This window comes from Haloferax sp. S2CR25 (assembly GCF_031624535.1).
GTDB classification, from domain to species: domain Archaea; phylum Halobacteriota; class Halobacteria; order Halobacteriales; family Haloferacaceae; genus Haloferax; species Haloferax massiliensis.
Genome location: NZ_JAMQOO010000005.1, coordinates 75,750 through 89,057 on the forward strand (window position 1 = coordinate 75,750; position 13,308 = coordinate 89,057).

Annotated in this window: 8 protein-coding genes; 7 read left to right on the forward strand and 1 reads right to left on the reverse strand. The window is 65.1% G+C overall.

Annotated features, from left to right (window positions below; genetic code table 11):
• Positions 1 to 543 precede the first annotated feature (543 nt).
• Positions 544 to 1,614, forward strand: a complete 1,071-nt coding sequence (gene gfo6, locus NDI65_RS13260) for a D-xylose 1-dehydrogenase Gfo6 (protein WP_042661943.1) — start codon at positions 544 to 546, stop codon at positions 1,612 to 1,614.
• A gap of 341 nt (positions 1,615 to 1,955) precedes the next feature.
• On the opposite strand, the gene NDI65_RS13265 is transcribed toward gfo6, so the two are convergent.
• The gene (locus NDI65_RS13265; protein WP_082256226.1) at positions 1,956 to 2,420 is read right to left on the reverse strand and encodes a DUF1269 domain-containing protein; all 465 of its coding nucleotides are present in this window, start codon (positions 2,418 to 2,420) and stop codon (positions 1,956 to 1,958) included.
• A gap of 240 nt (positions 2,421 to 2,660) precedes the next feature.
• On the opposite strand from NDI65_RS13265, the gene NDI65_RS13270 reads away from it, so the two are divergent.
• From NDI65_RS13270 to NDI65_RS13295, 6 genes are all read left to right on the forward strand, one after another.
• On the forward strand, positions 2,661 to 3,164 hold the full coding sequence (locus NDI65_RS13270) for a hypothetical protein (protein ID WP_089781040.1): 504 nt from the start codon (positions 2,661 to 2,663) through the stop codon (positions 3,162 to 3,164).
• A gap of 54 nt (positions 3,165 to 3,218) precedes the next feature.
• On the forward strand, positions 3,219 to 4,619 hold the full coding sequence (locus NDI65_RS13275; RefSeq protein ID WP_226908791.1) for a TIGR00341 family protein: 1,401 nt from the start codon (positions 3,219 to 3,221) through the stop codon (positions 4,617 to 4,619).
• On the forward strand, positions 4,616 to 5,962 hold the full coding sequence (locus NDI65_RS13280; protein ID WP_089781283.1) for a metallophosphoesterase: 1,347 nt from the start codon (positions 4,616 to 4,618) through the stop codon (positions 5,960 to 5,962). The genes NDI65_RS13275 and NDI65_RS13280 overlap by 4 nt, the downstream gene beginning before the upstream one ends.
• A 56-nt stretch (positions 5,963 to 6,018) precedes the next feature.
• Entirely contained in the window at positions 6,019 to 6,879 is an 861-nt protein-coding gene (locus tag NDI65_RS13285) for an ion transporter (protein WP_089781042.1), read from the forward strand.
• Between the two features lie 73 nt (positions 6,880 to 6,952).
• A complete protein-coding gene (locus NDI65_RS13290) occupies positions 6,953 to 8,620 on the forward strand; it encodes an MFS transporter (RefSeq protein WP_310893728.1) in 1,668 nt (555 codons plus the stop codon).
• A gap of 517 nt (positions 8,621 to 9,137) precedes the next feature.
• Positions 9,138 to 13,256, forward strand: coding sequence for a PKD domain-containing protein (locus tag NDI65_RS13295; RefSeq protein WP_310893729.1), 4,119 nt, complete (start codon positions 9,138 to 9,140; stop codon positions 13,254 to 13,256).
• Positions 13,257 to 13,308 lie beyond the last annotated feature (52 nt).

Sequence of the window (13,308 nt, forward strand, 5' to 3'; positions counted from 1 at the left end):
CGATTTCGTCGCCGAAACCGAACTCAGAGGGGCTTTACTACGGAATCTGACTGGAAGGGTAGGTTAAAATAATCCGGACAGAATTACAAATATAAGTTTGTAAATCCTCGTACGCCCTTCGTAAACGTCACCTGACAAGTGACGTTCGCCGTGCAATAGTCACCCAGATGGTATTCTCTAATTCAGAACGAACGTTCGACGTGAGGGCGATCAGTACGCGAGTAGCGTCAGTGATGCCGGCTATCGGCCTCGTTAACGAACGGTTCGGAGGAGGGACAGTACACACCGGGATTCGCTGTTCTCAGACAAAGAATTCTGTCGATGGCCGTCGGCTTCGAGCGACCGCCGTGTCCCGTCGGCCGTGGCGATCGGACGCCCATTGTGCATCGGCTCGCATCAAAGCGCCCGAAAGCGGAGCGTTCATGCGTGGTGAGGCATGTGAGCAGCGTTCGAAGCGTCTGAGTTCGCGCCCCAGGCTATCGAAACGCGAGCAGCACGCAACTACCCCAAGAGTTTACTACAGGCTACTCAGTTTGGATACTCATGAGAGAATGGATCGATTCATACGAGGAGCGCGACTGGCAGACGACCACCGATGGAAGCGTTCGATACGCGTTAATCGGCCTCGGGTGGTGGACCGTCGACGTTGCACTCCCCGCCATCGAATCGTCCGAACTCGGGGAGGTAACGACCCTTGTGAGCAGTACGACCGAGAAAGCGCAGCGACTCGCTGATGCCAACGGCGTCGACCACGGCATCAGCTACGACGAGTTCCACGAGGGGAAGGCGGAATCGGCGTACGACGCCGTGTACGTCGGAACGCCGAACGCATTCCACCTCGAATACGTCGAAACCGCGGCATCGCTCGGCAAAGCGATCCTCTGCGAAAAGCCGATGGAATCGACCGTCGAGCGGGCGAGACAGGTCGTCGAAACGTGCGACGACGCCGACGTACCCCTGATGGTCGCCTATCGAATGCACACCGACCCCGCAGTCCGTCGGGCCCGTGACCTCATCGAATCGGGGTTCATCGGCGAACCCGTGTCGGTGTACGGGAACAACACCCAACCGCTGCTAAAGATGATTCCCGACGAGGACCAATGGCGGCTCGACCCGGAGCTGTCGGGCTACGGAACGTCCGTGATGGACCTCGGAATCTACTCCATCAACACGGCGAGATTCCTCCTCGACCGTGACCCGGTCGCGGTGCAATCGCAGATGAGTTCTCACCACGACGCCTTCGAGGACGTCCCCGACGAACGGTCGGGGGCGCTGTTAGTCCTCGAAGACGACGTGAAGATGGTCACCACCGACAGCCAAAACGCCCACGAAGACACCCAGCTCAAGATTACGGGAACCGAGGGGCAGATAGACCTGCACCCGGCCTTCCACGGGAAGTGCTCGCTCCATCTCTCGCGTAACGACACCAAAGTCACCGTCGAACACGAGACGTTCGACGACGAACGCGAGATGAGAGAGGAGTTCGACTACTTCTCAGACCGTATCCTCAGCGATACCCCGGTGTACGCAGACGGGAGACACGGGCTCGAAGACATGCGTATCATCTCCGCGATCCACGAGGCGGCCCGGACCAACGAAGTAGTGGAGCTCTGAGCGGGTAGTCGGTTCGGGTCTCGAACCCGCTGTTGAGCGCACCCGAGTCAGGGTTGTCGGAGAGGAGATCAATCATAGTAGATGACAATTATACTGATTTAATGCCCCACTGTATCTGTCTTTTGATATTTATGCCGGAAGGCGAGAGCCGCACAGAAGAATCGGGGCATCGGGTGCGATTGGTCGCGGGATACACTAACGATGGACCGAGCGCCTCATCGGCGAGCGACCCGCACCCTTCGGGGAGACGGCCACCCGTCACACACCGTCACCACTACTCGACTCGGCGAGCGCGCTCTCGCGCCCGGACAGACGGCTGGCTGGGTCCGGCCGGGCGACGCTTATCCCGCGATCTCCTCGGCGGCGAACGCCTCACGGAGTCGGTCTTCGTCCTCGGGCGAGAGGTTCGTCTCGATGATCTCGAACTCGACGTCCGACAGTTCGGCTTTGATTCGGTCGACCTGTGCGTCGTGGGACAACAGAAACAGCGCGGAGTTACCGGGTTCGACCGTGTTCGCGACCTCTTTGATGAACGCGTCATCGATGCCGATGTCGGTGAACTTGCCGCTGAGCGCGCCCGTCACGGCCCCGACCGCCATCCCGAGCCACGGCATCCAGAAGATGACGCCGATGAGGAGGCCCCAGAACGAACCCCCCAGCGCGCCGACGCCGACGAGGCTCTGGGCCTGTTTGACTTTCACCTGCCCGTTTTCTTTTCGGACGGCGATGGCGGCGTCCTCTATCGTAATCAGTTCGCGCCGCTGGAGGTGGTACAGCTTCTCCCGCATGTTCTCCGCACCGTCCATCGTATCGAACGCGAGTACGACCAGTGAACTCATCTCATCAACTCACCCACACGTAAGCAGGAAACCATAATAAACTGCGTTTACCGAGTCGCTGACTGTCTCAGAGCCAGTAATTCGTGGAATACCGAAAAGTCAGTAACGGCCCCTCGAACGAGTTTCGCCCGGCGACGTCGAGAGCGGTCGCCCGTTCGGCCCGCGGCGACCTGCGCCTCTATATTCGTCGCCCGCCAATCGTTCGGTATGACCGATCGGGAGTCGTTCACGCACGAGGAGTGGCGGACGCTCGCGCAGACGCCGGTCGAGGTGATGTACGGCGTCGTCGTCGCCTCGAACGGCGGCCTGTGGCGAGAGCTCAAAACCATTCGTCGAACCCTTCGACACGCCGACGAGTTCGAGCCGGAGACGGAACTCGTCACGCACCTCGCCGGGTTCGTCCGGGTGAACGCCGGCCGAGTGCGACGCGACGCGGAGACACACGATTTCAACCGCGCGGTGGCGAAGGCCCGCGCGCACGACTACTGTCGGGAGGCGGCGACAATCGTCCGAGCGCGAGCGACCGCGGCGGAGCGAGCCGAGTACGGACAGTTCGTGCGCTGGTGTGCCGAACGAGTCGCAGACGCCGGCGTCGAGGGCGGACTACTGGGATTGGGGGGCCGGCGAATCAGCCCGGCCGAGCGGGCGTTCATCGACGCTATCGGGGAGACGCTCGCAATCGCCGACGGGGCACGCGAGACAATCGAGTAAGCCATCCTATCAAAGCACTCATATTTTTTGGTCCCGCGGGACGTTGTACTCCGTATGCGACTCGTTCAGGTGTTGATACCCCGGGGGAGCCGAGAGAGCGTGCTTGAGTCGCTCGACCGACAGGCCATCGACTACGCCGTCTTCGAGGAGGTCGGCCGCGGCGACTTCGAGGCGATGGTGCAGTTCCCGGTCCCGCCCAGCGGCGTCGAGACGGTGATGGAAGAACTGACGAACGCGGGCGTCCGAGGCGACAGCTACACTATCGTACTCCCCACGGAGACGGTCGTCTCGCAGCGCCTCTCGGCTCTGAAAGAGCGCTTTCCCGGACTCCGCATCTCCCGCGAGGAGCTCCACGCGAGGGCCGAAGACCTCGCGCCGGCGAACTCGACGTTCTTCAGCTTCCTGATTCTCAGCACGGTCATCGCCGCGACGGGCCTGCTTCTCGACTCCGCGGCGACGATCATCGGGGCGATGGTCGTCGCCCCGCTGATGGGGCCGGCGGTTTCGGCGTCCGTCGGGGCGATTCTGGCCGACAGGCGCATGGCGACCCGCGGCGTCGTGCTTCAGGTGACGGGGCTCGCGGCGGCCATCGCGACGGCCGCCGTCCTCGGCGTGATACTCCAGCAGACGATTCTCATTCCGCCGGGCGTCGACATACAGGCGATACCGCAGGTCGCAGAGCGCACCAGTCCGAACGTCCTGTCGCTGTTCCTCGCGTTGGGGTCGGGTATCGCGGGGGCGATAAGCATCATGCGCGGGTCCGGGTCGACGCTCGTCGGCGTCGCCATCGCCGTCGCGCTCGTCCCGCCGGCGGCGACGTCGGGGTTGGGTATCGCGTTCGGGCTTCCCGTGGTCGCCGTCGCGGGCGCGGTGCTCGTCGTCGTCAACCTCCTCGCCATCAACCTCTCGGCGCTGATTCTGTTCTATCTGTCGGGGTTCAAGCCGCTGGACGCCGACGAGCGGGAGGGAGTCAGAGCGTCCATCGCCTCTCGAATCGCCGTCATCGGCGTGGCTATCGCGGTTCTCTCGCTCGTCCTCGCCGGCGTGACGTACGCGTCGTTCCAGACCGCGTCGTTCGAACAGCAGACGCAGACCGAACTCCAGCGACAGTTCGACGAGGCGGACATCGAGGGCGTCGAACTCGTCAGCGTCACGGTCGACTACAGGCCCGTCGACTACCTCCTCGGGAATCAACCGCGGGTCGACGTGCTCGTGGGGATTCCGCGCGACCTGCAAGCGCCCCCCGACCTCGCACAGCGGTTCGACGACCAACTGACCGAGGGGTTGGACCGAGACGTAGTCGTCAGGGTCGGCTTCGTCGAGGCGCAGGTCTCCGACGACGCGGCGACGAGAGCTTCGACCGGCGCGTTCGCATCCACCAGTCGCCCGCATACATCCGGTAACCGCACTCTCACCGGTACGGCGCTCGTCAGCTCCCCGGGGGCATGGCCGTGACCGACGCGTACTACTTCATCAGCGACCTCCACATCGGCGGCGACGAGCAACTGGGAAAGGTCGATTTCCTCGACGAGCTTCTGTCGTTCCTGCGGACGCTCGAAGCGACCGACGAGGACGCCGAACTGATCATCAACGGCGACGCCTTCGGGCTGTGGGAGTTCACCGACGTCGACGGACTCGACAAGTTCGACGCGCTCGTCGAGCGCTATCCGGAGCTGTTCGACCAGTTCGAAGCGACGGGCGAGCGAATCCCCATCACGCTCATCCCCGGGAACCACGACTACGAGCTCGCGGCCTACCCGGAGTACGTCGACCGACTGGCCGAGTTCAACGTCACGCTCCGACAGGAGGTCTCGATAACCCGGCGCGTCGGCGACTACGTCGTCCACGTCGAACACGGGATGCAACGGGACCCGAACAACCGGATTCCGGACTTCGGAAACCCCCACGCGAACCCCCCGGGCTACTTCGTCAACAGGCAGGTCACGAGCCGCGCCGGCCGGCTCTCCGAGCGCGGGAAGTTCAACTGGCTCAAAGACGTGCAGGCGGTGACGCCGATGACGCAGATTCCGGCGTGGATGCTGTCGAACTACTTCTATCGGGAGATGAGCCCGTGGCTCAGATACGTCTCCGCCCCGTTTCTCCTCCTTTTCAACGTCGGCTTTCTCTACGTGCTCGCGTTCGCGCTCGACGCCGCCGGTCTCTGGTCGCTCCCGATGGACCTCATCGAACGGGTTCTCGGGCTGTTCGGCCCGGTCGGGACGCTGGTCGACCTGCTTTTGACCGCGAATCTCGCCGTCACGCTGTTGTTGATACTGGTCGCGGTACCGCTTTTCGTCTTCGCGCGCGACGTCCGAAAGACGCTCCGGCGGTTCGGCATCGACCGGCCGGAAGAACGGGAGTCGTCGGCGGACACCTATCTGACGGCCGCCAGAGAGCTGTTCGCGTCCGACCCGGCGGTCGCGGTGTTCGTCTACGGCCACACCCACCGACCCGCAGTCACCGAAATCGAAGGCGGGGTCGTCGTCAACACGGGGACGTGGCTGAAGCGACTGCGCCGCGTCGAGTCCGCGTTCGGCGTCCTCCCGCCCGTGTTCTACTCGTGGTACCAACTCAACTACGTGCGCGTGTCGGCGACGGAAGACGGCGGGGTCGCCGTCGACTACGAACTCGTCGAGAAGTCCGCGCCGAACGAGGAGACGTGGTTCCAACGGCTCGTCACGTCGACACCGAGGCGGGAGGCCGCGATTCCGTCGCGGACGGTCGTCCGGTCGGGCGGGTCGAGCGAGTCGGTTGCGACCGAGTCGATTGCGACGGAAGCCGACACGGCCGACCGCTGACGGTCCGAACCGCAGACGGGAGGAAACGACATATGACTCGGCGGCGATACTGTGGCATGGCGCAGACGTCCAGAGACCAGGTGTGGACGGTGGTCGACCCGGATTCCGAGAACCGCTGGGGCGAACGGTTCGAGCGCCTCGTGTTCGTCCTCGCGTCGGCGAACGTCGTCGCCGTCGTCCTCTCGACGGTCGAGTCGCTGTACGAGCGGTTCGGAGCCTACTTCGACGGCCTGCTCGTCGCGTCCATCGCGCTGTTCACGTGCCTGTACGTCGTCCGGCTCTGGGCCGCCGGCTCGGCCGCTCCCGACGCCGGACGGAGTCGGTTCGCGTTCGTCCGCGACCCCATCTCGGTCGTCGACTGTTTCGTCATCGCGACGTTCTGGACCGGACTCCTCTTCGAGATACGGCTGTTCGAGTCGGGGCTGTTCCGCGTCTTGTGGTTGGCTCGCGTGCTGAACCTCTCGTGGTTCAGACGCTCCCGGCGGCGGTTCAAGCGAGTCCTCGACGCACAGCGCGACGACCTCGGGGTCGCGTTCAGCGGGGCCGGGATGTTGGTCCTCGTCTCGTCGACGCTCATGTACTTCGTCGAGGGAAGCGTCCAACCGGACGCGTTCTCGTCGATTCCGGAGACGCTCTGGTGGGGCGTCGTGACGCTCACCACGGTCGGCTACGGCGACGTGGTTCCCGTGACGCCGCTCGGGCGTCTGCTCGGCGCTGCGACCATGCTCGGCGGCGTCGCCTTCTTCGCGCTCCCGTCGAGCATCTTGGCCGCGGGGTTCTTCGCGGAGCGGGCGGGAGAACGGGCGCAGGAGACCGAAGAGACACGGACGACCGACCGAGGACGGCCCGGAGGAAAGCGGGTCGAATGGTGCCCGTACTGCGGCGAGTCGCTCGACACCGGGTCGTCGCACGGCTGAGCCGAACCGACCGGAAGACGGGCCACGCCCGCCGTCAGCAGGGTTTATCGAACAGGACGTGATATCAACAGGGATGGACGCAGACGCGAACGCTCACACCCTCGGAGAGGGCACGGTAGTGACCGACTCGGCGAGCGGGCTGGCGTACTGGGGGCCGGCCGTGGCGGTGAGTCTCGCGATGTTCATCGGGGTCATCGACTCGACGCTGATGAACGTCGCGATTCCGTCCATCGTCGCCGACCTCGACACGACCGTCACGGTCGTTCAGGGCGCGATTTCGTTCTACGCGATGGTCATGGCGGCGCTGATTCTCCCCGGCGGCAAGCTGTCGTCGATGTACGGGGTTCGACGGCTGATGACCGCGACGCTCCTCGTGTACGGGGTCGGGACGACGCTGGCGGCGCTGAGTTGGAACGTCGCCGTGCTCTACGTCGGCTGGTCGGTCGTAGAGGGGGCCGCCGCCGCCGTGTTGCTCCCGCTTACGTTCACCGTCCTCCTCGTCAGCTACGAGGGCGCAGACCGGGCGAAAGCCCTCGGTATCCTCGCCGGCGTGAACGCCGCGGGTGCCGCGTTCGGACCGCTGCTCGGCGGCGCGGTCACGACGTTCGCGAGCTGGCGATGGGGGTTCGGCATCGAGGTGCTAATCGTCCTCGTCGCGCTCGCGTTCGTCAGGTATCTCCCCGAGGAGCCCCTGAGCGAGACGCCGACGAAACTGGACGTCGGCGGCACGCTCCTCTCGGTGGTGGGGACGACCGCCCTCGTCGCCGGCGTCCTCTTGGCCGGGCGGTACGGCTGGCTGTTGGCCCGCCGACCATTCGTCGTCGGCGACGTGCAGTTGGACCTGCTCGGCGCGTCTCCGACCCTCTGGCTCGTCGGCTTCGGGGCCGTCGTCTTCGCGGGCTTCGTCCAGTACGAGCGCCGCGTCGAGCGCGAGGGCGGGTCGCCGCTCGTCCCGGTCCGGCTCCTGTCGAACGGGCAGTTCACCGCCGGCGTCGTCACGAACGCCGCGCGGTCGTTGGTCCTCGCGGGCTTCATCTTCGTCGTCCCGGTCTTCCTCCAGTCCGGGGCCGGCTACACCGCGTTCGAGACCGGCGTCGCGATGCTTCCGTTCTCCCTCGCGACGTTCGTCGCGTCCATCTTCACGACCGGCTGGCGGCGGTTCGTCGCGCCGAAACTGCTGATTCAGGGCGGCATCGTCCTCACGGGACTCGGCGTGCTCGCGCTCGCGTCGCAGACGGCGCTGGACGCGACGGTCGCACAGCTCGCCGCGCCGATGGCGCTCATCGGTCTCGGACTCGGCCTCGTGATGGCACAGCTCATCGACATGACGCTCTCGGCCGTCGAACGGCGGGACTCGGCGGCGGCGTCCGGCCTGTTGAACGCGACGATGATGCTCGGCTACTCGTTCGGGACCGCCATCGTGGGCGCGTACCTGCTCGGGCGCTTTTACGGCGGCGTCGTCGACGGCGTGTTGACCGCCATCGACGCGGGCGTGTCGGCGAGCGAGCGAGGGGCGCTCGTCCTCGCGCTGGAAAACGCCGCCGAGACGGCGACCGAAGAGACCCAACGGGCGTTTCTCGCCGGCCTCACACCGGCGCAACGAGAACTGCTGGCCGACGTGTTCGACGCCGCGATAGTGCAGGCACAGCGGGAGACGCTGTTTCTCCTCGCGCTTTTCGTGTTGCTCGTGCTCCTCGTTTCGACGCTCCTACCGGACGAAGGGACCAGCGGCGACCCGTGAGCCGTGAGCACAGCGTCGTTCGCTGTCGCCGCTCTCATCGCTGTCGTCGTCTCAACGAACAATGCGTTGAGTGAGCAGACTGACGTGAGTCCACCATTCAAAATATTTGTTTTGATAACTTCCTCACCAGTAAGTATTGAATGAAAATAGCAATATTGAATTTAGAGGCGACTGAGAAGATTTATCTAAATACCCCGAATCAACCCTCAAAGCCACAAATTCTAGAATTTGTGAAATTTTTTCACATATAGTCGGGTGAGTATTTAACACAACAAAATTGGATTCGGAACTATAGTTTGAAATATTTGTATTCAGAATTCAGATTTTATTCGGCATCGTTATACAATATCCCCGTTAGTCTGTATCGACCAATTATCGGACGTGAATCCGTATTTGGCAGTAATATGGAATTTAAGGGACCCAGGGGCCACAGCAGGACGGACGGAGAGGCGAACAGTCGATGACGGGAAGGCGCGGAATAACGCGACAGCGGGTGAGCACACTCGTGTTGGCGTTGATGACGGTGATTTCGCTCGTCGCGTGGGTGCCGGTCGGCGCGGCGGCGGTCACGAACGGCGCGGACATCGCGCATTCGAATCTCTCGGTGACGCCGACGACGCTCTACGAGGGAAGCGCCGTCACCGTGAACGTCACCGTCGAAAACACCGGGGCGTCACAGCAACCGTACAACACGACGCTCACCGTCGACGGCGCAGTCGTGGCGTATCAAACCGGGACGCTGAACGCGAGCGAAAGCCAACAGCTCACGTTCACGAAGACGCTCTGGGGGGCGGGGACCTACGACGTCGCCGCCGGCGGGCTCGCCGCACAGACCGTGACCGTCGAGGCGGCCAACGCGAAGTTCCACGGCGGGCCGGGCAACCTCGGGAACTACCCGAACCAGGAGGGGCCGCTCACCGAACCCGTGGAAGTCTGGAACGTCTCCGACACCGCCCCGCAGGTGATGCAACCGACCATCGTGGGCGACACGCTCTACACCGCCTTCCACGACGGCGGCGAACTCTACGCGTTAGATCCCGAAACGGGAGAGGTGAAGTGGAACGCGACGCCCGGCGGCCTCGACGGGTCGACGTGGACCACACCGGCCTACGCCAACGGCGTCCTCTACCTCGGAAGCAACGACTACAAGCTACACGCGATAAACGCGACCGACGGCACCGAAATCTGGAACTACCAGACGCAGACGAACGTCCGGTCGGCCCCCGCGGTCGTCGACGGCGTCGTCTACTTCGGAAGCAACGACGGGAACCTGACCGCGGTCGACGCCGACACCGGCGAAGAGCTCTGGTACTACACGATGTACCAGCCGGTGCTGGTGGAGTCGAACCCCGCGGTCGTCGACGGCGTCGTCTACGTGTCGGGTGGCGACAGGAACCTGACCGCGCTGAACGCCACCACCGGGGCGAAACTCTGGAACTACACGCTCCTCGACGAGAGCCAGTCGGACCCGACGGTCGCGAACGACACGGTGTTCGTCGGGAGCGACAGCACGATGGGCGAAACAAGCGGGGACGGAAGCGTGTACGCCATCAACGCGACCGACGGCACCAAGCGCTGGAACTACTCGATGGCGGGCGACGTGGATTCGAGTCAGGTGTACGCCGACGGCGTCGTCTACGCCGGGAGCCGCGGCGGCGAACTCGTCGCGCTCGACGCCGCCGACGGAAGCAGACTCTGGAACGCGTCGGGGAGCGACTTCCGCGGCGCGCCGGTCGTCGCGGGCGACGTGCTCTACATCACGGATTTCGGTGACTCGACCGTTCGCGCGTTCAACGCGACCGACGGGACGGAACTGTGGTCGTACAACTCGCCAGCGAGCAGCCTCTACGCGACGCCGCTCGCGTGGAACGGCTATCTCTACTACGGCAGCGGCAGTCAGTTCCACGCGCTCGCGGAGCCGGCACCGACCGTCTCGGCGGTCAACGCGACCAATCCCACGGGACAGAACCTTTCCGTGTCGTTCGACTCGTCGCAGGCTCTGACGAACATCTCCGTCTCGGTCGCCGGCCCGAGTTCGACGGCGTTCACCGAGGCCGACTTCACGGAATCGGGGAGCGAGCCGTACACGTACACGCTCGCGTCGCCGTACGAGACCGGAAGCGACGGCACCTACACCGTCACGGTCGACACCGCGGAGAACGCCGACGGGCAGGATGGGGCCGCAAGCGAGTCCGACAGCGTCACTATCGACACGGTCGCGCCCGCCGTCGACGCGGGGGCGAACGCCACCGTTGACGAGGACGTGGCGCTCGACTTCAACGCGACGGCGACCGACGCCGTCGGCGTCACGAGCACCTCGTGGGACTTCGGCGACGGCTCCGCGAACGTGACCGGCAAAAACGCCACTCACACCTTCGCAGACCCCGGCACCTACACGGCGACGTTCACCGCCAGCGACGCGGCGGGGAACGAGGGAACCGACACGCTGGTCGTGACCGTCAACGACACGACCGCACCCACCGCAGACGCGGGCGCGAACCAGACCGTCGACGAGGACACCGCCGTCGACTTCGACGGCTCCGCCTCGACCGACAACGGCGTCATCGACAGCTACGAGTGGGACTTCGACGACGGCTCCGCGAACGCGACCGGAGCGACCCCGAGTCACACGTTCGCCGACCCCGGTACCTACAACGTCACGCTGAACGTGACCGACACCGGCGGTAACGCCGACGCCGACACGCTGGTCGTGACGGTCGCCGACGCGACCGCGCCCACCGCAGACGCGGGCGCGAACCAGACCGTCGACGAGGATACCACCGCCGAGTTCAACGCGACGGCGACCGACGCCTCGGGAGTCGCGACCTACGAGTGGGACTTCGGCGACGGCTCCGCGAACGCGACGGGCGAAAACGCCACCCACGCGTTCGCAGACCCCGGCACCTACACCGTCACCCTGAACGTGACCGACACCGCCGGCAACAGCGCGTTCGACACGCTCGTCGCGACCGTCAACGACACGACCGCGCCGACCGCCGACGCCGGGAGCAACCAGACTGTCGACGAGGACACCGACGTCAAGTTCGACGGCTCCGCCTCGACCGACAACGGTGCCATCGACAGCTACGAGTGGGACTTCGACGACGGATCCGCGAACACGACCGGAGCGACCCCGAGTCACACGTTCGCCGACCCCGGTACCTACAACGTCACGCTGAACGTGACCGACACCGGCGGTAACGCCGACGCCGACACGCTGGTCGTGACGGTCGCCGACGCGACCGCGCCCACCGCCGACGCCGGCGACAACGTGTCGGTCACGGAGGGCGACGCGGTCAAGTTCGATGCCAGCGGGTCGACCGACAACGGTGTCCTCAACAGCTACGAGTGGGACTTCGGCGACGGCGCGAACTCGACGAACGCCACCGAGACCCACAGCTACGGCTCGACCGGCACCTACACCGTCACCCTGAACGTGACTGACGCCGCCGGCAACGTCGATTCGGACACGATGACCGTCACCGTGAACGAAGAATCGTCGTCGTCGTCGTCGTCGTCATCCTCCTCCTCGTCGGGGGGAACCGCGGAGACGACCGAAGAGACGGACGACGACGCGGACGTCGTCGTCGACACGGCGAGCGAAGGGACGACGAAGCGGTCGGACGTGTCGGTGACGAACGTCGACACGACCCGCCCCGTCGTCATCCCGCTCGAACCCCCCGCGACCGACGCCGAGGCCGGCGGGAGCGAGACCAACGAGTCCGCCGGGGGCGCTGGGGACGCCGCGAGCGCCGACGAATCGGCGTCGACCGCCGCCGAGAACATCTCGGTCGCACAGCTCTCGATGAACGTGAGAAGCGAGGACGACTTCACGCTGAGCGTCACGACGTACGAGGCGTCCGAGGACGAGGCCACGAGCGAGCGCTTCCGGCGCGAGACGGGCGCGACCTCGGCGGGCTACGTCGTCGTCGACCACTCGATACAGGACGACGACATCGACGACGTGACGTTCACGTTCAGCGTTCGGAAGGACTACTTCGAGACGACGGGCGTCGGCCCGGAGTCGGTCGCGCTCTACCGCGACGAACAGACGCAGTGGCGCAGGCTCGACGCGAGCCTCGTCGAGGAGTCCGAGTCGCGCTACGTCTTCGAGGCGACCTCGCCCGGCCTGTCGCGGTTCACCATCGGCTCGACCGTCCCCGTCTTCGAGACGACCGCCGCGGAGGTCACAGAGACGAGCGTGTCGGTCGGAGAGGAAGTCGAACTCTCGGTCGACGTGTCGAACCTCGGCGGCGCGGGAGGCTCCCACGAACTCGACTTACTGGTCGACGGCGAGCGCGTCGCCGGCCAGACCGTGGAACTCGGCGCGTTCGAGAACGGGACGGCCACGCTCAGCTACGCGTTCGACGAGGCCGGAACGTACGAACTCGCGGTCGGCGACCGGGTCGTCGGCAGCGTCACCGTCGAGGACGCAGGCGAGACCGAGACGGCGGCGTCGGTCGACGACTCGACCGCCGAGGCTACCGGCGGCGAGGCCGTCAGCGGTGAGACCGACGGCGATGAGACCGGCGGCGACGACGGCGGCAACGCCACCGGATGGACGCTCGCCGTCGTCGCCGTGCTACTCGCCGCCGGGCTGGGCATCGCCTACCGGCGGCGAGAGCGCGACGAGTAGCCCCGAAGCGACCCGATTTTTCGGCGATTCGTGAACAGAATTATTAGTTGAG